Origin of the sequence: Bacillus sp. 0909A (genome assembly GCF_036765115.1) — a bacterium.
GTDB lineage: Bacteria > Bacillota > Bacilli > Bacillales > Bacillaceae > Bacillus > Bacillus mojavensis.
Genome location: NZ_JBAIZU010000006.1, coordinates 26,820 through 49,951, shown reverse-complemented (window position 1 = coordinate 49,951; position 23,132 = coordinate 26,820). Strand labels below are relative to the sequence as shown.

General features: G+C 46.2%; 19 protein-coding genes and 1 pseudogene. 11 read left to right on the top strand and 9 right to left on the bottom strand.

Annotation, left to right across the window (positions count from 1 at the left end; translation table 11 throughout):
* Window positions 1-76 precede the first annotated feature (76 nt).
* Together V6D42_RS17795 and nadE are read left to right on the top strand one after the other, a co-directional pair.
* The gene (locus V6D42_RS17795) at window positions 77-673 is read left to right on the top strand and encodes a DUF1989 domain-containing protein (protein ID WP_333514121.1); all 597 of its coding nucleotides are present in this window, start codon (window positions 77-79) and stop codon (window positions 671-673) included.
* A 131-nt stretch (window positions 674-804) separates the two neighbouring features.
* Window positions 805-1,623, top strand: coding sequence for an ammonia-dependent NAD(+) synthetase (nadE, locus tag V6D42_RS17790; RefSeq protein ID WP_010332951.1), 819 nt, complete (start codon window positions 805-807; stop codon window positions 1,621-1,623).
* A gap of 85 nt (window positions 1,624-1,708) precedes the next feature.
* On the opposite strand, the gene tmrB is transcribed toward nadE, so the two are convergent.
* Window positions 1,709-2,302 (bottom strand): tunicamycin resistance ATP-binding TmrB, encoded by a 594-nt coding sequence (gene tmrB / locus V6D42_RS17785; RefSeq protein ID WP_333514120.1) that lies wholly within the window; start codon window positions 2,300-2,302, stop codon window positions 1,709-1,711.
* Window positions 2,303-2,356: 54 nt separating this feature from the next.
* Window positions 2,357-3,144, bottom strand: a pseudogene (locus V6D42_RS17780) (sugar phosphate isomerase/epimerase family protein).
* A gap of 376 nt (window positions 3,145-3,520) precedes the next feature.
* On the opposite strand from V6D42_RS17780, the gene V6D42_RS17775 reads away from it, so the two are divergent.
* Window positions 3,521-4,081: a shikimate kinase gene (locus V6D42_RS17775; protein ID WP_127696038.1), complete on the top strand. Its 561-nt coding sequence runs from the start codon at window positions 3,521-3,523 to the stop codon at window positions 4,079-4,081.
* Between the two features lie 27 nt (window positions 4,082-4,108).
* Here the strand turns inward: V6D42_RS17775 and V6D42_RS17770 are convergent, their stop codons facing one another.
* Entirely contained in the window at window positions 4,109-4,870 is a 762-nt protein-coding gene (locus tag V6D42_RS17770) for a class I SAM-dependent methyltransferase (RefSeq protein ID WP_333514119.1), read from the bottom strand.
* Window positions 4,871-4,988: 118 nt separating this feature from the next.
* Between V6D42_RS17770 and V6D42_RS17765 the strand changes: the two genes are divergently transcribed.
* The 7 genes from V6D42_RS17765 to putR all read left to right on the top strand — a co-directional run bounded on the left by V6D42_RS17765 (window position 4,989) and on the right by putR (window position 13,511).
* On the top strand, window positions 4,989-5,939 hold the full coding sequence (locus tag V6D42_RS17765) for a LysR family transcriptional regulator (protein ID WP_333514118.1): 951 nt from the start codon (window positions 4,989-4,991) through the stop codon (window positions 5,937-5,939).
* Between the two features lie 151 nt (window positions 5,940-6,090).
* The gene (gene cah / locus V6D42_RS17760) at window positions 6,091-7,047 is read left to right on the top strand and encodes a cephalosporin C deacetylase (protein ID WP_010332956.1); all 957 of its coding nucleotides are present in this window, start codon (window positions 6,091-6,093) and stop codon (window positions 7,045-7,047) included.
* Between the two features lie 81 nt (window positions 7,048-7,128).
* Entirely contained in the window at window positions 7,129-7,911 is a 783-nt protein-coding gene (locus V6D42_RS17755) for a nucleotidyltransferase domain-containing protein (RefSeq protein ID WP_333514117.1), read from the top strand.
* Window positions 7,912-8,099: 188 nt separating this feature from the next.
* On the top strand, window positions 8,100-9,011 hold the full coding sequence (gene putB / locus V6D42_RS17750) for a proline dehydrogenase PutB (protein WP_081638229.1): 912 nt from the start codon (window positions 8,100-8,102) through the stop codon (window positions 9,009-9,011).
* 18 nt (window positions 9,012-9,029) lie between these two features.
* The gene (pruA, locus tag V6D42_RS17745; RefSeq protein ID WP_010332959.1) at window positions 9,030-10,577 is read left to right on the top strand and encodes an L-glutamate gamma-semialdehyde dehydrogenase; all 1,548 of its coding nucleotides are present in this window, start codon (window positions 9,030-9,032) and stop codon (window positions 10,575-10,577) included.
* Between the two features lie 91 nt (window positions 10,578-10,668).
* Window positions 10,669-12,123, top strand: a complete 1,455-nt coding sequence (gene putP, locus V6D42_RS17740; protein ID WP_411803890.1) for a sodium/proline symporter PutP — start codon at window positions 10,669-10,671, stop codon at window positions 12,121-12,123.
* A gap of 152 nt (window positions 12,124-12,275) precedes the next feature.
* Window positions 12,276-13,511: a proline utilization transcriptional regulator PutR gene (gene putR, locus V6D42_RS17735; protein ID WP_333514116.1), complete on the top strand. Its 1,236-nt coding sequence runs from the start codon at window positions 12,276-12,278 to the stop codon at window positions 13,509-13,511.
* Between the two features lie 36 nt (window positions 13,512-13,547).
* Here putR and V6D42_RS17730 read toward each other — a convergent pair whose 3' ends face one another.
* The gene (locus tag V6D42_RS17730) at window positions 13,548-14,405 is read right to left on the bottom strand and encodes a TIGR03943 family putative permease subunit (RefSeq protein WP_333514115.1); all 858 of its coding nucleotides are present in this window, start codon (window positions 14,403-14,405) and stop codon (window positions 13,548-13,550) included.
* 4 nt (window positions 14,406-14,409) lie between these two features.
* On the bottom strand, window positions 14,410-15,294 hold the full coding sequence (locus tag V6D42_RS17725) for a permease (protein WP_326223590.1): 885 nt from the start codon (window positions 15,292-15,294) through the stop codon (window positions 14,410-14,412).
* Between the two features lie 265 nt (window positions 15,295-15,559).
* Between V6D42_RS17725 and V6D42_RS17720 the strand changes: the two genes are divergently transcribed.
* Window positions 15,560-16,570, top strand: a complete 1,011-nt coding sequence (locus tag V6D42_RS17720) for an NAD(P)/FAD-dependent oxidoreductase (protein ID WP_333514114.1) — start codon at window positions 15,560-15,562, stop codon at window positions 16,568-16,570.
* 27 nt (window positions 16,571-16,597) lie between these two features.
* Here V6D42_RS17720 and cobA read toward each other — a convergent pair whose 3' ends face one another.
* The 4 genes from cobA to nasC all read right to left on the bottom strand — a co-directional run bounded on the left by cobA (window position 16,598) and on the right by nasC (window position 23,131).
* Window positions 16,598-18,049: a uroporphyrinogen-III C-methyltransferase gene (gene cobA, locus V6D42_RS17715; RefSeq protein WP_333514113.1), complete on the bottom strand. Its 1,452-nt coding sequence runs from the start codon at window positions 18,047-18,049 to the stop codon at window positions 16,598-16,600.
* Window positions 18,050-18,108: 59 nt separating this feature from the next.
* Window positions 18,109-18,429: a nitrite reductase small subunit NirD gene (gene nirD / locus V6D42_RS17710; protein WP_286059074.1), complete on the bottom strand. Its 321-nt coding sequence runs from the start codon at window positions 18,427-18,429 to the stop codon at window positions 18,109-18,111.
* A 31-nt stretch (window positions 18,430-18,460) separates the two neighbouring features.
* Window positions 18,461-20,878: an NADPH-nitrite reductase gene (gene nasD, locus V6D42_RS17705; protein ID WP_333514112.1), complete on the bottom strand. Its 2,418-nt coding sequence runs from the start codon at window positions 20,876-20,878 to the stop codon at window positions 18,461-18,463.
* 120 nt (window positions 20,879-20,998) lie between these two features.
* On the bottom strand, window positions 20,999-23,131 hold the full coding sequence (gene nasC / locus V6D42_RS17700; RefSeq protein WP_333514111.1) for an assimilatory nitrate reductase catalytic subunit NasC: 2,133 nt from the start codon (window positions 23,129-23,131) through the stop codon (window positions 20,999-21,001).
* Window position 23,132 lies beyond the last annotated feature (1 nt).

The window sequence follows — 23,132 nt, the reverse complement described above, 5'->3', positions numbered from 1 at the left end:
TGCATCAGATTTTTGCCTCTTTTTACATGGAGGCGATGGTAAACGTTCATACTAATAGAAAAAAGGAGCGAAGCGGATGACACAGCAATATGTTGTTCAGCCGAAGAAAGGGCTCGGCCTGAAGCTGAAAAAGGGCCAGATTTTGAAGGTGGTTGATGTAGAGGGGCAGCAGGTTGCTGATTTTGTGGCGTACCACGCAAAGGATTTTTATGAGCATCTTGATCAGGGAGCGACCATTGATGCCAATCAATCCATTCATGTGAAGGTCAACGATCATATTTACTCTAATTTGTATAAACCGATGCTGACGCTCATTGAGGATACGGTCGGCAAGCATGACCTGCTTCTGCCCGCCTGCCGTCCTGATATGAACAGGCTGTTATACGGAAAACAAAAGGACGAGTTCCAAGATACGTGTTATGACAATATGAACCGGGCACTTGAGCAGTTCGGCGTGCCGAAGCCGCATATGCATTATCCGTTTGCGATTTTTATGAATACCGTTCTGGATGAGAAAGGGAACCTGTCTGTGGAAACGCCGCTGTCAAATGCCGGGGATTACGTCAGACTCAGGGCGGAGATGGATTTGATTGTCGCGTTTTCTTCCTGTCCGATTGAAAAAGGGAAGTGCAACGGCGACAGTGTGACGTCCATACGGGTTGAAGTCAGCTGATCTCTCTTATTCACTATGAAATAAGACCTGTGCTATAGTTAATATGAATACATAACAGTCATGATTCATTTTCATCGATTTAGGGAAATGATTCAGTAAATAAGCAATAATGTACAGGAGGAATGATTGGGATGAGCATGCAGGAAAAGATTATGCGTGAATTACATGTGAAGCCCTCAATTGATCCAAAGCAAGAAATTGAGGACAGAGTCAATTTTCTAAAACAATATGTAAAGAAAACCGGCGCCAAAGGACTTGTGCTTGGCATCAGCGGCGGCCAGGATTCAACACTTGCGGGAAGACTTGCTCAGCTTGCAGTGGAAAGCATTCGCGAGGAGGGCGGAGACGCTCAATTTATTGCGGTCCGTCTTCCGCACGGCACACAGCAGGATGAAGATGATGCCCAGCTCGCTCTGAAGTTTATCAAGCCGGATAAATCATGGAAATTTGACATTCAATCAACAGTCAGCGCTTTTGCAGATCAATATCAGCAAGAGACAGGCGATAAGCTGACAGACTTTAATAAAGGAAACGTAAAAGCGAGAACGAGAATGATTGCTCAATACGCGATCGGCGGCCAAGAAGGCCTTCTTGTGATCGGAACAGACCATGCGGCCGAAGCCGTGACTGGTTTCTTTACGAAGTACGGTGACGGAGGCGCAGATCTTCTGCCGCTGACAGGCTTAACAAAGCGTCAGGGAAGAAGCCTGCTGAAAGAGCTGGGTGCACCCGAACGCTTATACCTAAAAGAACCGACTGCTGATCTGCTGGATGAAAAGCCGCAGCAGTCCGATGAAACTGAGCTTGGCATTTCCTATGATGAAATTGACGATTATCTCGAAGGAAAAGAAGTATCGGCGAAAGCGTCAGAAGCGCTGGAGAAACGCTACAGCATGACGGAGCATAAGCGCCAGGTCCCAGCTTCTATGTTTGATGACTGGTGGAAATAACATGATAAAAAGCCCACTCTCGGAGGGGGCTTTTTATTTATTGATTCCTTTACATGTATCAGGGACATATTTTCAAAAACGTCTTTTATTTGATGCGGATATGGTTCAGCTTCACCATTAATCTGTCAGTGAACCTTCGCAGGCTGCCTCTCGAATCAGGATCGAGCGGCAGATTTGCTTGGGCAGCGATCGCTTCTGCGACCTGCTGAATAGACATTTGGTCTGTATGGAGGTGTTCTGTGAAGAGGCTATCAGACAGGCTGTTGATGCAGCGGTCGATTTGCTTTGCGGCCCAGGAGTTTTTTCCTTCCGCTCTGGTGCGCAGGCGTTTCAGCAATGTTTCCTTTGAAGCCAGCAGGGTAAAGTGATGAATTGTCCGGCCGTCCTGTCTCAGCCTGCCAATAATGTCATCGAAGTATTGATCGTTCGTAATGGTCATAGGCACAATGATAATGCCCTGATATGTATCTGACAAATAGGAAAGCATGCTGTAATTGAATTCCCGCCACAGCCGGTAGCTTTGAAAGTCGTCTTCAGCGATATCCGGCGGTATCATTGAACGCATCGCGAACCCCATCTTTTCAGGATCATATACGTAAGACGGTTTCAGCCTTCTATGCAGTTCAAACGCCGTTTGTGTTTTTCCGGAACCGAACGCCCCGTTTATCCACACGATCATCGTGATTTCCCCCTTTTTGTTTATGATACATAAAAAGACCCTTCGATCGAAGAGTCAGCGGGAAAAAACAGCCGTATATTCGCGGAGCGATTCTTTTATATGCGTGAAGGCAGTTCTCCAAAATACTCAAGAGAAACAAAACCATCATATTGTCTGTTTATCAGTTCTTTTAAAAATGCTTTTTGATCAAGATCTCCTTGAAAAATCGGAGTGGGTTCGCTTAGATACCAGTTCTCAAAATTCCAGCGATAGTTTTTCAAATGGATATGGCTGATCGTATGAAAGGTTTTTCCTAAAGCCGGCAGCTGGTCAATTCGGTTCACGTGCAGATTTGACCCGTCAAAAATCGTTCGGAGCCTCGGATGGGCGACATCCTTCAAAAATGTTAAAGCAGCTTCAGGTGTATCGGCATACGTATCGTAATGAATTTCCAGACCGATATTTACCTCATAGCCGTCTGCCATTTGCGCAGCCTGCTGAAATTGCTCAACCGCACGCAGCCATTTTTCTGGCGACGTTCTGTTTGACGCCTGATTCCCGGCAAATACGCGAATGAGCGGGCTGTGAAGCTGTCTTGCCGCCCGAAGCCCTTTTCTCACTGCTTCTTTTGTCTCTTCTTCTCCTTGTGTCACAAAATCGGTGTATAAGCTGACCGCGGGCACCTTCAAATTATGTTGCTGCAGCAGAGTATAAAGGTCGTCCAGCGGCCCGACGTCCTGTTCATACTGTTCGATGTGGCCGTACCACAAATCAATCCCGTCAAAGGACTGCTCCTTCGCAAAGGAAATGACGTCTATTATATTTTGCTTTTTACATCCGGTTGTACAAAAGCTTAATTTCATCTCAATCCCTCCCGTCATCTTTTTCCCTGATGAAAAACGGATAAACGCAGATAGAGGAAGGGTGTTTTTAATCATTTAATGCTTTTTTGCGTCGAAGTATTAAATTATGTCTGAAAATGTTGTACAATGAATTTCATCCGACCAAGAAGGTTGAACGCAAAAAAGATACGGAGCCGGCTGCTCAAAAACGACGTTTCGTCATTTTCATCTTTTATTCTGCATCACGGAGGCCATTGCGTTTTTTTATGTTTTATTGTAAGAAAGCTTGAATAGATGACGATGAAATAGAAAGCCCGAGCCGGTACCTATATAAATATTCGCAAAATCAGCATATAATGAAGATAAACTTTCATTCCTTAGGAGGATTTCGCCGAAGATGAACGCTAAACGAGCCATCCCAGTAAGAGAAAGAAATATCGTCCTGATTGGATTCATGGGTGTAGGAAAAACGACAATCGGCCAATTGGTCGCTAAGAAATTATATAGAGATTTTATCGATATTGACCAAGAAATCGAAAAGGATTTCAACATGTCGATCCCTGAGATGTTTGAAAAAAAAGGTGAGGACTTTTTTCGGAAAACAGAAAAAGAATATATCCTGAATCTGTGCCATCATACAAGATTTAAAATTGTCTCACTTGGCGGAGGCTCTTTTAAACAAGAGGAAATCAGAAAGTGCTGTCTCGAACATTGTCTGGTGCTTCACCTCGATCTGTCTTGGGAGAACTGGAAGCAGCGCGCAAATTTGCTGATCGAAAGCCGTCCGGTGCTGCATAATCGGTCAATGGACGAAATGGAGCAGCTGTTTAACGAGAGAAAAGTCATTTATGATAAGCACAATTCAAAAGTGGAAACAGACAACCTTGCTCCTGAAGAGATTGCCGATTACATTGTGGAGACGCTAAAAATCGGCTGGGATCTTTATCAGCCAATGTAAAAGCCGTGCGGGATGCACGGCTTTTTTTTATCGCTTTACGCCTTGGATCAATATCGCTTTTAAGCAAAAGGATTCAGGCTTTCCGTTTTGATTTAATTCGAGGCAAAAGGTGTCGCGGGCTTCATCAGTCGCGTTGTTCAAGTGGCTGATGATCTGCTGTTCCCGATCGGCGGGGGTTCCGCCTCGTTTGATCCAGCTGTTGTATTCAATCGGCAAATTCCACTTTTGGATTTCTTCATAGCCGAGCTGGTTCACCGTAAACATTGACTGCCATTCTGATAATGAACTTTCGCGTACGTGAGAAGGGTCTCTGAGCCGGTTCAAATGATTGACAAACTCATCAAGATCAGGAGTTTCAGGCGCATAGTGATCGACCAGCAAAAACCGCCCGTTCTTTTTCAGCACGCGTGCAATTTCACTGACGGCTTGTTGAATATCTGAAAAGTGGTGTGCCGCATATCGGCAGGTGATGATATCAAATGAATCGTCAGGGAAAGGAAGCGCCTCTGCCGTCCCTTTCAGAAAGTGTACATTGACAGCGGCTTTTTCTTCCGCAAAAGATGAAGCAACGTCAACCATTTCCTGCGTCGCATCAATGCCGATGCATTCTTGGACATAAGGGGCAAATGCCAGCGCCGTATGGCCCGCTCCCGCTCCGACATCAAGCACTCGCTGCTCTGCACGGCATTCCGCAGTTTTGATCAGCAACGCTAAATCTTCACCCTCAGCAAATACCTTCTCATCACGATACATCTCAGCGTTTTTCGAAAACGGAGTTTCGTTTGGCAAATGAACCAGCTCCTTCTTTTTTGTTTGTTATGATATGGATGATGTTAGCAATTTCTGTTATGATTCGTCCAAGATATAAAAATGATGAAATCGATAGTTTCAACCTATGGAGGCTGAAATGGATATTAAAGTGATGGAATATGCTGCGGAAATCGCCCGCCGCCAAAGCTTTACGAAAGCGGCGGAGCACCTTCATATCGCCCAGCCTTCTCTCAGCCAGCAAATCAAAAAGCTGGAGACGGAGCTGGGGCTTACTCTTTTTCACAGGTCACACGGCTCTGTTACACTGACACCGCACGGCCGCCGTTTCATTGAAAAGGCTGAGGACATCATTCAATTAAGGGATGACTTGCTGATGGAGATGCAGGAGCGTTCTCAAGGACTGGGGCACAAGCTTTCGATCGGGATTCCCGCTGTAACAGGGAGATATATTTTTCCTTCGCTTCTGAAGCAGTTTTTGGCGCATTATCCCCATGTGGAGGTTCAGCTTATCGAAAAAGACCCGGCTGCCTTAGAGGAGATGACGGCAAAGGGAGAGGTTGATCTTTCTGTTTTATCCTTGCCGATTGAGGATGAGAGGCTCTCCATTGAACCTTTGCTGACGGAGCCGATCGTGCTTGCCGTACCAAAGGAAAAACAAAGGTGGATGCCGCCCGAAATGACTGCACTGATTGATAAAGCGCTGGAAGGACAGGGGAGCCGGAAGCCGTGCGTGCCGCTTGAGATGGCAGAGCACGTTCCTTTTATTTTGTTGAAGGAGGGCTACGGTTTTCGCCGGACGGTTCTTGACCTATGTGCGGAAAGCGGCTTTAAGCCACACGCGGCGTTTAAAACGAGCCACATCGAAACCGCACAATCCCTTGTCGCAAACGGTTTGGGGGTAACACTGGCGCCAAATATGGTCAAAAGGGACAAAGATCCGGGTGTCATCTATTTACCGCTTCAATCCGCGCCTTCACGCACTCTTGTTTTTGTATTTTTAAAGAACCGCTATGTCAGTCTGACCGCACAGGTCTTTATGGAACTGAGCCGGGAAGCGGTTAAACAAACGTTTGATCAAGAAGAATGAAGAGGGTGTACAAGGAACAGAAGTGTATTCATGCCAAGAACGAATTCACAGATTAAACAGAAATCAGATGTTAAAAAATTTCGAAAAAAGGCTCAAAACGTGATAGTATAGAATAAACCAAATCTTATTAAACAAAGGAGAATAATCGGAAATGCAACTATTCGATATGCCGCTCGACCAATTGCAAACGTATAAGCCTGACAAAACTGCCCAAAAAGATTTTTCTGAGTTTTGGAAGTCCTCTTTGAATGAGCTTGCCGAAGTTCAAGCAGTTCCTGACTTACAGCCGGTTGATTATCCTGCTGATGGAGTGAAGGTATACCGCCTTACCTATAAAAGTTTTGGAAATGCCAGCATTGCCGGATGGTATGCGGTGCCTGACAAAGAAGGCCCGCATCCGGCAATCGTCAAATATCACGGCTACAATGCAAGCTATGACGGAGACATTCATGAAATGGTCAATTGGGCGCTGCACGGATACGCTGCGTTCGGCATGCTTGTCCGCGGCCAGCAGGGCAGCGAGGACACCAGTATTTCTCCGCACGGCCACGCATTGGGCTGGATGACAAAAGGAATTCTTGATAAAGATACATACTACTACCGGGGAGTTTATTTGGACGCCGTCCGCGCGCTTGAAGTCATCAGCAGCTTTGATGAAGTCGACGAAACGAGAATCGGCGTGACAGGCGGAAGCCAGGGCGGAGGCATAACCATTGCGGCCGCTGCTCTGTCAGATATTCCGAAAGCCGCTGTTGCTGATTATCCTTATTTAAGCAATTTCGAGCGGGCCATCGATGTGGCGCTTGAACAGCCGTATCTCGAAATCAATTCCTTTTTCAGAAGAAATGGCAGCCCGGAAACAGAAGAGCGGGCCATGAATACACTAACGTATTTCGATATTATGAATCTGGCTGACAGGGTGAAGGTGCCTGTACTGATGTCGATCGGGCTGATTGACAAGATTACGCCGCCTTCTACTGTGTTTGCGGCCTATAACCATCTGGAGACAGAAAAAGAGCTGAAGGTGTACCGCTACTTTGGGCATGAGTATATCCCTGCCTTTCAGACGGAAAAGCTTGCCTTCTTTAAGCAGCATCTTAAAGGCTGACAGACGTGAAGAGCCGCCGCATCATCGGGCGGTTTTTTTCTGCAGACAGCCGGAATGATAAAAGACGGGAGACGAATATATATGAAACAAAGAATCATTGATGAACTAAAACGAATTGAGCAAGAGTACAGCGTTAAAATTGTGTATGCCGTTGAATCAGGAAGCCGTGCTTGGGGATTTCCATCGCAAGACAGCGATTATGATGTCCGCTTTATTTATGTGCCGAAGAAGGAATGGTATTTTTCAATCGAGCAGGAGAGGGATGTCATTGAAGAGCCGATTCACGATTTGTTGGACATCAGCGGCTGGGAACTGAGGAAAACGCTCCGTCTATTCAAAAAATCAAACCCTCCGCTGCTTGAGTGGCTGTCCTCAGACATTGTGTATTACGAAGCCTTTACGACCGCAGAGCAGCTGAGAAAGCTGCGAAGCACAGCGTTTAAGCCTGAAGCCAGTGTGTATCACTATATCAATATGGCAAAAAGAAACGTCAAGGATTACCTGCAAGGGCAAGAGGTGAAAATCAAAAAGTATTTTTACGTGCTGCGGCCGATACTGGCGTGTAAGTGGATTGAAAAGCACGGAACCATTCCGCCGATGGATTTTACTGTTTTGATGAATGAATTGATTACGGAACCCGAACTGAGAGCAGAGATGGAAACCTTGCTTGAGCGCAAAAGAAAAGGTGAAGAACTGGATCTTGAAGCAAGAATTCATGTAATTCACCAATTCATTGAAACAGAGATTGAAAGGATTATGGAGACGGCGAAAACGCTGAAAATCATCAAAAAAGATATCACGCCTGAGCTGAATCGGTTGCTTTTGAATACTGTTGAAGAAGTGTGGAATGATGGGGGAAGCTGATGTTTCATGTCGCTTCCTCTCTCCATATTTCGACAGGAAGTCCCCCGACTTTCTAACTATCTGATTGTGAGAAACCCACAAAAATAATCAGAATCTTTGTATTTTGAGAATATTGTGAACGGAGGTTTTGTCCATTTACAATAAACTCATACAAATACTTCTTAGATTGCGGGGTGTTGAGGTTGGAAGTGATCACAAGAGATTTTTTCTTATTTTTATCCAAAAGCGGCTTTCTCAATAAGATGGCGAGAAACTGGGGAAGCCGGGTGGCAGCGGGTAAAATTATCGGCGGGAATGATTTTAACAGTTCAATCCCGACAATTCGACAGCTTAACAGCCAAGGCTTGTCAGTTACTGTCGATCATTTAGGCGAGTTTGTGAACAGCGCCGAGGTCGCAAGAGAACGCACGGAAGAATGCATCCAAACCATTGAGACCATTGCGGATCAGCAGCTGAACTCACACGTTTCTTTAAAGATGACGTCTTTAGGTCTGGATATAGATATGGATCTGGTGTATGAAAATATGACGAAAATCGTCCAGACGGCCGAGAAGCATAAAGTCATGGTCACCATAGACATGGAAGACGAGGTCAGATGCCAGAAAACGCTTGATATTTTCAAGGATTTCAGAAGGAAATACGAGTATGTAAGCACGGTGTTGCAGGCCTATCTGTACCGCACGGAAAACGATATTGACGATTTGGATTCTTTGAAACCGTTCCTTCGTCTTGTAAAAGGAGCATATAAGGAATCAGAAAAAGTGGCTTTTCCGGAAAAAAGCGATGTCGATGAGAACTACAAAAAAATCATCCGAAAGCAGCTCTTAAATGGTCACTACACAGCGATTGCGACACATGACGATAAAATGATCGATTATACAAAGCAGCTTGCCAGGGAAAACGGCATTTCCAATGACATGTTTGAATTCCAGATGCTGTACGGCATGCGGTCGCAAACCCAGCTCAGCCTCGTAAAAGAAGGTTATAACATGAGAGTCTACCTGCCTTACGGAGAGGATTGGTACGGCTACTTTATGAGACGCTTGGCAGAACGTCCGTCAAATATTGCATTTGCTTTCAAAGGAATGACGAAGAAGTAAAAAAGGGGAGAGATTACAATGACAACACCTTACAAACATGAACCATTCACAAATTTCCAAGACGAAAACAACGTAGAAGCGTTTAAAAAAGCGCTTGCGACAGTAAACGAATATTTAGGAAAAGACTATCCGCTTATCATCAACGGTGAAAGAGTGGAAACAGAAGCGAAGATCGTTTCCATTAACCCGGCTAATAAAGAAGAGGTTGTCGGCAGAGTCTCAAAAGCTTCTCAAGAGCACGCTGAGCAAGCCATTGAAGCTGCAGCTAAAGCCTTTGAAGAGTGGAGATACACGTCTCCAGAAGAAAGAGCGGCTGTCCTGTTCCGCGCGGCTGCCAAAGTCCGCAACAGAAAGCATGAATTCTCCGCATTGCTCGTGAAAGAAGCAGGGAAGCCTTGGAACGAGGCAGATGCTGATACTGCTGAAGCGATTGACTTCATGGAATATTATGCGCGCCAAATGATTGAACTGGCAAAAGGCAAACCGGTCAACAGCCGTGAAGGCGAGAAAAACCAATATGTATACACGCCGACTGGCGTAACAGTCGTTATTCCGCCTTGGAACTTCTTGTTCGCGATTATGGCAGGAACAACAGTAGCGCCGATCGTTACCGGAAACACAGTTGTTCTTAAGCCTGCGAGCGCAACGCCTGTCATTGCTGCGAAATTCGTTGAGGTTCTTGAAGAATCCGGCCTGCCAAAAGGCGTTGTCAACTTTGTTCCTGGAAGCGGAGCGGAAGTCGGTGACTACCTTGTTGACCATCCAAAAACAAGCCTTATCACGTTTACGGGATCAAGAGAAGTCGGTACGAGAATCTTCGAACGCGCGGCAAAAGTTCAGCCAGGCCAGCAGCACTTAAAGCGTGTTATCGCTGAAATGGGCGGTAAGGATACGGTTGTTGTCGATGAGGATGCGGACATTGAATTGGCGGCTCAATCCATCTTTACATCTGCATTCGGCTTTGCGGGCCAAAAATGTTCTGCAGGTTCACGTGCTGTTGTCCATGAAAAAGTGTATGATCAAGTATTAGAGCGCGTTATTGAAATCACAGAGTCTAAAGTAACGGCAAGTCCTGACAGCGCAGATGTTTACATGGGACCTGTCATTGACCAGGGTTCTTATGATAAAATTATGAGCTATATCGAGATCGGAAAAGAGGAAGGCCGATTAGTAAGCGGCGGTACTGGTGACGATTCAAAAGGATTCTTCATCAAACCGACGATCTTCGCTGACCTTGATCCGAAAGCAAGACTCATGCAGGAAGAAATTTTCGGGCCTGTTGTCGCTTTCTCTAAAGTATCAAGCTTTGATGAAGCTTTAGAAGTGGCGAACAATACTGAGTACGGTTTAACGGGAGCGGTAATCACAAACAACCGCAAGCACATTGAGCGTGCAAAACAAGAATTCCATGTTGGAAATCTGTACTTTAACCGCAACTGTACAGGAGCCATCGTTGGCTACCATCCATTCGGCGGCTTCAAAATGTCCGGCACGGATTCAAAAGCCGGCGGTCCGGATTACCTGGCACTGCACATGCAGGCAAAAACAATCAGTGAAATGTTCTAAAGCGGGACTAAATGGGCATCCTCCCTGCGGGGGTGTCCATTTCATCCATATACTATAAAAAAGAGGAGGAAGTGCTATAGAAAACACACAGCTGATCATTTCGATTTGTATTTATATGGCGGGGATGCTGCTGATCGGCTACTTTGCCTACAAACGTACGTCAAACCTGACGGATTACATGCTGGGAGGACGTTCCTTAGGTCCGGCTGTAACCGCTCTCAGTGCGGGAGCTGCCGATATGAGCGGCTGGCTGCTGATGGGGCTTCCGGGCGCCATGTTTTCAACTGGGCTGAGCGGTATTTGGATTGTGTTCGGTCTTTGCCTTGGTGCATGGGCGAACTGGCTCTACGTCGCACCGCGGCTGAGAACATATACTGAAAAAGCGGGGAATTCAATTACGATTCCCGGATTCCTTGAGAATCGTTTCGGAGATCAAACAAAGCTCCTTAGATTGTTTTCGGGAATTGTCATTTTAGTCTTTTTCACATTTTATGTATCGTCCGGAATGGTGTCCGGCGGCGTCTTGTTCAACAGCATCCTGGGAATGAATTATCACACCGGCTTGTGGGTGGTGACAGGTGTTGTTGTGGCGTATACCCTGTTTGGCGGCTTTCTGGCTGTCAGCTGGACAGATTTTGTTCAAGGGATCATTATGTTTGCAGCGCTTATTCTCGTTCCTATCGTTGCGTTTTTCCACACCGGGGGAATAGGTGAAACAACTGCTGAGATCCGCTCTGTGGATCCTGATATGTTTAATATTTTTAAAGGAACCAGTGTTCTTGGCATCATTTCACTGTTTGCCTGGGGCTTGGGCTACTTTGGCCAGCCGCATATCATTGTGCGTTTTATGGCGATTACATCTGTCAAAGAGATAAAAAGAGCGCGCAGAATCGGAATGGGATGGATGATTCTTTCGGCAGTCGGCGCAGTGCTGACAGGCTTGGGCGGAATCGCTTATTACCATCAGCGGGGCATGTCATTGAAGGACCCGGAGACCATATTTATCCAATTGGGAAATATTTTATTCCACCCAATTATTACAGGCTTTCTAATTTCTGCGATTTTAGCGGCCATTATGAGTACAATTTCTTCCCAGCTGCTTGTTACGTCAAGCTCCTTGGTAGAGGATTTGTATAAGTCGATGTTCCGGCGCTCAGCTTCTGATAAAGAACTGGTGTTTTTGGGCCGTCTGGCTGTGCTGGCTGTTTCAATTGTCGCGTTAGTTCTGGCTTGGGAGAAAAACAATACCATCCTTGGGTTGGTCAGCTACGCGTGGGCGGGCTTCGGTGCATCATTCGGGCCGGTTGTACTGCTCAGTCTGTTTTGGAAACGAATGACCAAATGGGGGGCACTCGCCGGCATGATTGTGGGAGCAGCAACTGTAATCATTTGGGCGAATGCCGGTCTTTCGGACTTTCTGTATGAAATCATACCTGGTTTTGCTGCGAGTCTATTATCTGTCTATATCGTCAGTGTATTGACGCAGGCTCCGTCACAAGATGTTACAGACCAGTTTAAAGACTACCAAGATACGATGTCACAATAAAGATTGAAAGGAGGAGGAAGGGGATGTCCCTTTTTCCTCTTTTCTCCTTTTAAGACCGCTGTTTTTTCTTTTGGAAACAAACGTATTTTTTTCTATACAAAAAGACCCCGTATGGATATGATTAAAGTAAAAAAAGTATAGGAGAAAAAGGTATGGAAGAGCTTTTAGAGAGAGTTTTTTCATTTTCAGATGTTGATAAGCTGATTGACTTTATCAGCTATGAGCTGCAAAAACCAGTGATACTGGAAAGCGCGGATTTCTTTTTGTTAGCCTACAATTCTTACTATATTAACCATTTTGATTCTGCGAACCAGCAGACTATTTTTTCAAAAAAATGTCCGGTTCAGATTTTTGAGAGGTTTTTGAAGGACGGGATCATTGAAAAGCTGAAAACAGAACCTGAGCCTTTTCGCGTCAATAAAATTGAGAGCATTGGGTTAAATCAGAGGGTAGTCGTGAGTGCAAAGCATAAAGGGGAAGTCATGGGCTACATCTGGATTCAGGAACTGGATCGTGATCTGACAGACGAAGAGCTCGACTTTTTGTACGAGACCTCCTTCCATGTCGGAAAAATTATTTATAAAGCGAACAAGCTGAAACAGGAAAAGGAAGAAAGAGCTGAGGACCTCATCAAACGGGCTATCTATCAGCAATTTATTTCTGAAAAGGAGCTCAGGCGGGAAGCTGAGAGAATCAACACTGTGCTGCCTTCTGTGTTTTCAGTTGTCATCCTGCACGCCGCGAATGGGGATGGGGAAGCGGTGGAAGATTTAAAGGAAAATATCAGGTCTTACCTGAATTTGCGGGATAAAGTCAGTCATGTCTTAACGATAGAATCAAATATTGTCATCGTCGTAGCGAGTTTTTCCCAAAAAAGCTCCGCCTCCTCAGCAGCTGCTGAATTCATTAACAAGCTGTTAACACATTTTCACTTTCAAAAAATTCCTACCCCTATCTATATCGGTATCGGAAACGAATATGACCACATCTTAAAGCTCGGCAAAAGCTATACAGAAGCATTGGAAGTCATTAAAGCCGCAGAAATAACCGGCAACCAGGAAAACATTCCATATGAATATGAGAAGCTCGGTATTTATCGTTATTTAGAAAGCATTGAACAGAAAAATGACTTTTTGGAATACGAGAATAAGGATTTAGCTTTACTAAAAGCGAAAGACCAAGAAAGCAACACCGAGCTGCTGAAGACGCTGGAAATCTATCTCCTCAACAACTGCAAAACAAAACCAGCCGCAGAACAGCTGTTTATTCACCAAAACACATTAAATTACCGCATCAAGCAGATTCTTGAGATGACATCCATCGATTTAAGCGATTTCAGAACGCGATGCCAGCTCTATCTTGATTTGATGCTGATGAAAAAGAAATAAAAAAGAAACCAGTACTTGTACTGGTTTCGTCTTCAATTAAAATCCTCTGTAGACATACGGATCATCAGGTTTTTTAATGGTGTTCCAGTCCGTCACTTTCACGACAGGAAGGGTTGATTTGAATGGCTGATAATATTCTGAGGCAAGAGTGCCCTTAATTTGAATCCATTCATCATCCTTGATGTTTATGTCCTCCGGAAACTCCACAAGCATCCCGTACACGCCGGAATCAGCGATACAGTGAATGATGCCAAACCTCAATACGAACAGCTGGTTTTTGTTAATCGCGTTTCCTTTATACGCAAATCCATGAAATTCAATCGTCCGTCCGAGAAATTCACCTGGATAGTTATAAATGGTTTCCATACCTTTTAAGAAATCATCATCGGTCAAAGAAATCTCTTTTTTACCAGAATATTTTTTATACAGCTGTTTCATCTGCTTGTCATAGCTGTCTTGCGCATAATACAGGCTGGCATCAGGCCGCAAATACTGGGTTTGGGAGTAGTGGTCTCCGCTTTCCATGGCCTTAAACGAAAACCCTTTTGTTTTGACGATAGATGAGTCAAGCGTCGCAATCGGAAAAAAGATGCCTGACACCAAAGGAAAAAGAAAAACAAGATAAATAAAATACCGCTGATAAAATGGTTTGTTTTGTTCATGATCATGCTCATGATCATGGCCGCAGCCGCAATCATCGTCATGATGATGCCCGTCTTTTTCAGGCGATTTGACAAACAAATACGCTTGAACAGCTGTCAAAATGGCCAGCAGGAAGATTGCAATAAAGGACAGATAGGAATATTTCATATTGATATATTTTGTTAGATTTCCTGAGGTATGCAGATGATAAAAGAAAAATGTAAATCCCATCAGCACCAATAGACGAAACATCCAATCACCCCTTTACCAGTAGTGATCCCGCTAGGACGATCACGACAATATACGTAATCAGCAGGAAAACAAATCGTTTTTTGAAGGCCGCGAGCATCATCAAGAGATTCTTAATATCAACCATCGCACCGAAGACAAGAAAGGCGATGAGCGAGCCTAAAGAAAATGTGCTGCTGAAGGAAGACGCAATAAATGCATCCACTTCTGAACAAAGCGACAAAACAAACGCCAGGCCCATCATTACGAGGGAAGAAGATACATCATTCTGGCCGATCGCAAGCAGAGTGGATGTTTTGACGTACGTCTGCATCGCGGCTGCGATAAAGGCGCCGATAATTAAATATTTCCCCACAGAGAAAAATTCATCAATGGCGTGACGCAAGGTCCCTCCCAGCTTTTGAAGCAGGGTGTGGTGATGCTGATGGTGATGCCCGGCTTCATCGGGCTTTAAAAGCTGGTTATCCTTAAATTGATAGGATAAGATAATGCCAATAATCACCGAGACAGCCAGCGCCAGCCCGCCCCGGTAAAAGACAACACTCCATCTATTCCCGAACGCAATATACGTAGAAAACAAAACAATGGGATTGATGATAGGAGCGGTCAGCATAAAGGCAACGCCTGCATGAAGAGGAACCCCTTTTAGCAGAAGCCGCCTCGTAATCGGGATAATGCCGCATTCGCAGGCGGGAAATAAGATGCCGGCAAGCGCACCAAATAAGACTGCGAGAAACCGGTTTTTCGGCATGATCCTTGCAATCATTTCTTCAGAAACAAACATTTGAATGATTCCGGACAGAATGACGCCAATCAGAATAAACGGAATGGCTTCTATTAAAATACTGATAAAAATAGAATTCAGCTGAAGAAAAGACGATTGTGCTGTCACAATAAAACCTCCGCTCATGGTAAGCTGCCTCTGATTATATCACGAAAAAAGGCACTGATTGTTTGACGGAAGAGGAGGAAGGATCGTTTCACCTTGTTTAGGATTCTAAGAAATCCAGTGACGTGGTGAACTGGGGGAATTATTACTCAGGGCCGACGAAATGGTTGAACACGGACTCTAGAAATATGATATACTTTGTATTGATATTCATTCTCAATTAAACAATATAACGTTAATGATAGATTTGGAACGGGAGGCAGGACGGATGGCTGGAAATCAAGAGGTGTATGACGTCACGATTATAGGCGGGGGGCCGATCGGGCTGTTTACGGCTTTTTACTGTGGCATGCGGGAGCTGAAAACGAAAGTGATCGAGTTTTTGCCGCGGCTCGGGGGAAAGGTGTCTTTATTTTTCCCTGAGAAGATGATTCGCGATATTGGCGGGATACCGGGGATTGCCGGGGAGCAGCTGATCGAACAGCTGAAGGAGCAGGCGGCGACGTTTGACCCTGATATTGTGCTGAATCAGCGAGTGACCGGATTTGAGCGTCTGGATGACGGAACCATGGTGCTGACTAGCTCTGAGGGGGAGAAGCACTATACAAGAATCGTTATTTTGGCTGTCGGCATGGGCACGCTGGAGGTCAATGAGTTTGACAGCCAGGATGCAAGCCGGTATGCAGGAAAAAATCTTCATTATAAAGTGGAGAAGCTTGATGCGTTTAAAGGCAAACGGGTCGTGATTTCTGGCGGGGGAGATACTGCGGTCGATTGGGCTAATGAGCTGGAACCGATTGCGGCGTCTGTTACTGTCGTGCATCGCAGAGAGGAATTCGGCGGACTGGAAAGCAGCGTGACGAAAATGAAGCAGTCATCTGTGCGGGTGCTTACTCCTTATCGGCTTGAACATCTTAGCGGCACAGATGAACGCATCGAAAGCGTCACCGTTTGTCATGCGGCGTCTGGACATCCCGAGGAAATCGAGCTTGATGAGCTCATTATTAATCACGGGTTTAAAATTGATCTCGGCCCGATGAAGGATTGGGGCCTCGAGATTGAAGAAGGCCGGATTAAAGCTGACAGACATATGCGGACGAATCTTCCGGGCGTGTTTGTTGCGGGGGACGCGGCTTATTATGAAAGCAAGCTCAGATTGATTGCCGGCGGTTTTACAGAAGGCCCGACTGCCGTCAACAGTGCGAAATCTTATCTGGACCCTCAGGCGGAAAATATGGCGATGTATTCCACCCACCACAAAAAATTGGTTCATAAATAAAACAGCCCTTTGGAAAAGGGCTGTTCATCAGCTGTGGAGGAGCTTTTTCTCCACTTGCTCATTTTGTATAAACGCAAATAATTGCTCACGGTCTTGTACGGCAGTAAATCCGTATGCAGCGGCGGGCGTGTCATCGCCTATACAGATGACAGGGGGGCGGCTTGCGGACGGTTCTGTTGAAATGCCGATTTCTTCTCCTGTGCTGATCAATTGCTGAGCGGACTGCTTGCTGGGGCAAATGATCATATGCAGAGGAGACTCACTGATCGTACGCTCGGTCATGCGGGTGAATCGCTCATCAATGACATTTTCATGGGTGATATAGCACAAACAGGACTCTGATTTCAGCATTTCTTCTACTGAATGACGGCTGCCGACCATCAGCTTTTTAGGTGAATTATGATGGTGCTCGGATATGATGAAGCCGCGTTTTGTAAGCTCTGCCTTTCCTGCTTCTGACGCTGCACTCAGGCGTGCGGTCAGCTGGCGAATGTCGATTCGTTTGGATGCGAGGACTTGAAAAAATTCGCAAACCGCACGGCGTGATGTGAAGAAAATATCTTCGAAGGCGCTGATCTGTTCTAGAATATCCTCGTTGACAGGCATTTTTTCAGTTCGCCATTTCGGCCATTCGATGACATCGGCTCCATATTCGCGCAACTTGTCTGCCATTGTATGCTCATCTTCGTTATGTGTGACTACCATCATATGCTGCCCGATGAATGGTTTGCTCTCAAACCAGCTGTGTGTTTGAACGTTTACAATATCACCGATGACGATAATGGCGGGGTTTGTGATTTGCTGTTCCTGTATTTTTTGATGGATATCCTGCAGCGTTCCTTTTACGCTCCGCTGGCGGCCCCACGTTCCCCATTGAATCACGATGACAGGGACAGAAGGAGATTTTCCGTACGCGATGAGCTGCTGGCAAATAAATGACAGGTTTTTCACGCCCATGTAAAACACAAGCGTTTGAACGCTTCGGGCAAGCCCTTCCCAGTCAAGGTTCGGCGTGCCTTTTAAGGATTTATCATGTGCGGTAATCATGGCGAAGGACGAAGCGAAATCCCGATGCGTGACGGGGATTCCCGCATACAGCGGCGCGGCGATTCCCGAGGTGATGCCCGGCACCATTTCATAGCGGATGCCATGCTGGTGGAGAGCGTCTGCTTCCTCGCCGACTCTGCCAAACACACTGGGATCTCCGCCCTTCAAACGGACAACGGTTAATCCCTCCGACGCTTTTTCAATCAGCAGGGCATTGATCTCTGCCTGTTTCATAAAATGGCGGTCCGGCAGTTTTCCGCAATAAATGAACTGGCAGTCAGGTGATGCGTATTCGAGCAGCTTTGGGTTTGCGAGCCGGTCATACAAAATGACATCCGCTTCCTCCAGCGCTTGTTTTCCTTTTATGGTGATGAGCCCTGGATCTCCAGGTCCGGCGCCCACAAAATATACGATTCCGTTTTTCATGATCATGTCATCCTTCCGTCACTGTAAAAAATGAAGGATCACTTTGAAAGTGATCCGGTCTTTGATCAATATTGGAGATAAACGTATTCTCCTTCGATCAGCGTTTCGTATGTTTTGACACAGCCGTGATCCGGCTCTTGAACGATTCCGTCTTCCAAGGAGATTTTCCAGTCGTGCATCGGACAGAAGACATATTCGCCGCTGACGATACCTTCTGCAAGGACGCCGCCCTTATGGGGACAGCGGTTTTCAATGGCGCGGATGCTCCCGTTTGAAAGCTTAAAGACCGCAAGCTCCTTATCTTCAATATACACTGTTTTTCCTAATTGTTCAGGCAATTCTTCGATTTTTCCGATACATACTTTTGTGACGTCTTTGTTCACCATGTCCATTCCTCCTCAATGTTTGTTTCTGTCATTATGATGTGGTCACGACATTTTCAAATAATTCTTTAGAGGTTTGTTTATCTTCCAGAAAGTCCTTCCACGGATCTTTGTGGACAGAGAGCGTTTCATTCATTCGGTCGTTCAGCTCCTGCCGTTTTTCCGGATCGTTTAGAACATCTTGGACATGGGATAAACCGACACGCTCCAGCCATGCGGACGTGCGTTCTAAGTAGTTTGCCGTTTCCCGGTAGTATTGAAGGTAAGCGCCTGCGTATTCCAAGACTTCTTCATTTGTTTTCACCTTCATCAGCAAGTCGCCGGCACGCAAATGGGTTCCGCCGTTTCCGCCGACGTAAAGCTCCCAGCCACCGTCGATGCCGACCACGCCAAGGTCTTTAATGCCGGACTCCGCACAGTTCCGCGGGCAGGCAGATACGGCCATTTTCACTTTATGAGGCGTGTTGAGTCCTTCAAATGTTTTCTCAAGGTCGATGCCTAGGGCCATGGAGTCTTGTGTGCCAAAACGGCAGAATTGTTCGCCTACACATGTTTTTACCGTGCGGAGTGTTTTTCCGTACGCGTAGCCTGACGGCATATCAAGATCGGCCCATACCTTTGGCAGGTCTTCTTTTTTCACGCCGATCAAGTCAATTCGCTGGCCGCCTGTCATTTTGACGAGCGGGATCTCGTATTTATCGACGACATCAGCGATTTTGCGAAGATCTTGAGCGTTGGTTACACCGCCGTACATCCGCGGTACGACAGAGTAGGTACCGTCTTTTTGAATATTGGCGTGCATCCGTTCATTAACAAAGCGGGATGTTCTGTCATCCTCATATTTGGACGGATTGATCATGCCTAAGTAGTAGTTCAGAGCTGGACGGCATTTGGAACAGCCTTCTGGCGTTTTCCAGCCGAGCACATTCATGACTTCTCTTGTATGTGACAGCCCTTTGGCTTTAATTTCTTCGACTACCTCATCTCTCGACAATGAGGTGCAGCCGCAAATCGCTTCTTTTTGGGCTGATGCGTCAAAGTCTGATCCCAGCGTATACTGAAGGATATCTTCTACGAGCGGCTTACAGCCTCCACATGAGCGAGACGCGCCGGTGCAAGCTTTGATTTCATCTGTTGATGAACAGCCCTGTTCCTGAATGGCTTGAATAATTGCTCCTTTTGACACACCGTTACAGCCGCAGATGATTTCATCATTGCTCATGGCAGCGGTCAGACTTGTGCCCGCTTCTTGGTTGAGAGGTTGTAAAATTGAGATTTTAGAGGTTTCAGAGATATCTGCTTCTTTTTGAATCATCGAAAACAGGCGGTTGCCCTCACTGCTGTCGCCGAATAAAACAGCTCCGACGATCTGATTGCCTCGCAGCACGACTTTTTTATAAATGCCATCCTGTTCATCAAAGACCTTAATCGCTTTTTTCTCGTCTGATTCGTGAAAGTCACCGGCAGAAAAGACCTCGACTCCTGATACTTTCAGTTGCGTGGAGAGAACGGAGCCTTCATAAGGTTTCGTTTCAACACCGCAGATATGGTTAGCGAGCACTTTCGCCTGTTCATAGAGCGGCGCCACGAGTCCGTATGCGATTCCTCGGTGCTCGGCGCATTCACCGACCGCATAAATGTGCGGAATTTCGGTTTGCATATAATCATTGACAATGATGCCGCGGTTGACTGGAATGCCGCTTTCGGCCCCAAGCGCTGTATTCGGGCGGATGCCGACGGCCATGACGACTAAATCGGCTTCAACGCTTGTGCCGTCTTTGAATCTGACGCCCTCGACCCGGTCATCTCCGAGAATTTCTTCTGTTTGCTTTTCAAGCAGAAAGGTCATTCCTTGTTTTTCTAATTCGTTTTGCAGCAGGCGTCCGGCCGTTGCGTCAAGCTGGCGTTCCATCAGGAAGGGAGCGAGATGGATAACGGAGACCTCCATACCGAGATTCAGCAGGCCGCGCGCAGCTTCCAAGCCAAGCAAGCCCCCGCCGATGACGGCTGCTTTTTTATATTGTTTTGACGCGGCGAGCATCGTGTCTGTATCCTTTATGTCCCGGAAAGCTGTGACGCCTTTTTTGTCTGCGCCCGGAATCGGCAGGATAAAAGGGACAGAGCCTGTAGCCAGGATCAGTTCATCATAAGGCTGTATTCGGCCTGCATCGGTGATGACGGTTTTGCTTTCTATGTCCACTTTGATGACTGTTTCATTGGTATACAATTGTATATTGTTTTCTTCGTACCAGTTCCAATCGTTTAACGTAATATCTTTGATATCTGTATCGCCTTGCAGCACTTTTGACAAAAGGATTCGGTTGTAGTTGGGATGCGGTTCGGAACCAAAAATTGTGATTTGGAATTCGTCTTGTGAAACACTCAGTATTTCTTCAATGGCCCTTACCCCGGCCATTCCATTACCAACAAGAACTAGCTGTTTTTTCCCCATCAGATGATCCGCTCCTTATCAATGTTTTTTCCAGCGTAGCACAGCAAAAAGAAATATTTAAGATGCATGTTATAAAATGTAACAAAATATACGAAAATTTCTAAAATTTTTATGAAAAATTTAAATAGGTCTGACTCGGACGGCGCATACCTTAAAACCGGGCATTTTACACGCTGGATCTAGGCTGTCACCAATCAAGTCATTTACGTTTTGGGCATCCGCCCAGTGGATGGGAACAAATACTGTGTCTTTTCTGATGTGTTCTGACCATTTGCTGCGGACGGTGATGCTTCCGCGAGGAGATTCTATGTGCACGAGAACACGGTCCTCGATATTGTAGGCCGCTGCTGTTTTCGGATGGATTTCCATAAATGATTCAAAATCTCTTGCGGCCAAAGAGGCGCTTTTTCTCGTTTGGACACCTGTTAAATAATGAGACATGACCCTGCCGGTCGTTAAAAACAACGGATATTCGGCAGTCGGCTTTTCTTTAGGAACAACGGGTTCGTTTGAGATCACACTTAATGCTGCTTTTTGATCCGGATGTGCAAATGAGTCCTCAAACAAGCGCCCGGTTCCGGGATGAGCAGGCTCCGGACACGGCCAGTGAATGCCGCCTTCTTGTCTGAGCCTGTCGTATGTGATGCCGGAATAATTGGCAATTCCGCCGCGGCTTGCTTCTCTCAATTCGTTAAAGATGTCCTCCGCAGACGTGTAGGGAAAATAACGGCCTTTTCCGAGAGCGGACGCGATCTCGCAAATGATCTGCCAATCATGCTTTGCTTCCCCCGGGCAGGGGCGGCTCGCTTCCCTTAATGTCACGCGGCCTTCCACATTTGTCATCGTGCCTTCGTCTTCTAAGTAAGAGGATGCGGGCAAAATGACATCTGCAAATTTCGCTGTTTCAGATATAAACAAGTCGATTGCAACAAAGAATGTCAGTTTTGACAGCGCCTGTTTGACAAGGTTGGCATTTGGGCTGGAGACTGCTGGATTGGAACACATAAGAAACAGTCCTTTAATGTCTCCATCGTTGATTTTTTCCATCATTTCATAGGCTGAGACGCCTTTTCGCGGGAGCTCATCCGGATTGACTCCCCACACTTTTGCAATATAAGCCCGATGGTCTTCGTTTTCGATGGAACGGTAGCCGGGAAGCTGATCTGCTTTTTGGCCATGCTCTCGGGCGCCTTGCCCATTACCCTGTCCGGTGATCGCTCCGTAGCCCGAGTAAGGCTTGCCGATTTTTCCTGTGATCAGCACCACATTTAAGAAGCCTCTCACAGCCGCGGTACCATCGGTTTGCTGTTCAATGCCGCGGGCTGTAAACAGCATGCCGGACGTTTCCATGGCAAACTTCATAGCAGCCTTTCGCATTTGCTCTAAAGGAACACTTGTCTGCTCGGCGATGTCTTCCAGATTTAAAGCACCGATATGCTGTTTGAGCTCATCAAATCCGTTCGTGCGTGTCCGAATAAAGTCTTCGTTTATGAGCTGTTCGTCTATGATGATTTTGACTAAACCGTTGGCAAGGGCGGCGTCTGTCCCGGGTTTGATTTTCAGATGGAGGTCGGCTATTTTTGTCGTCGCTGTTTCCCGGGGGTCAATTGCAATGATATAAGCCCCATTTTCTTTCGCTTGTTCAAAATACGGCATGATGGTCGGCTGGCATTCCGCGATATTGGTGCCGGCCAAAATGATCACTCGGGTATGGGGGATTTCCGCTAATGGATTCGTTAAGCCTCTGTCTGCTCCGAATGTTTGGTTGGCTCCGGTTGCTGCGGCAGACATACAGAGCCGGCCGTTGTAATCGATGTATTTTGTCTGTAAGCCGACTCGTGCGAACTTCCCTAACAGATACGCCTCTTCATTCGTAATCGAGGCGCTTCCGTAGACAGCCATCGCATTATGGCCGTGTTTGGCTTGGATCAGGGTGACTTGTTCCTTTATATAGTTCAGCGCTTCAGCCCAGGAAACACGCACAAATTCACCGTTTTTTTTGAGCAGCGGCTGGGTGATGCGGGAGGCGTGCAGGGCATGCTGATGGGCATTCATCCCTTTCATGCATAAACGGCCTTGTGTCGTAGGATTGTGGATGCCGATGGCTGTATATCTTTTCCGTGTAACGACGGTTTGTTCCACAAGCTGCATTTTGCATTGCATACTGCAAAACGGACATTGGGTGTCGTATGTTTTTTCTGATTGGACGTCTTGCTGTTTTTCGCGGAAATATCTAAGCAGTCGTTCAGTCAAA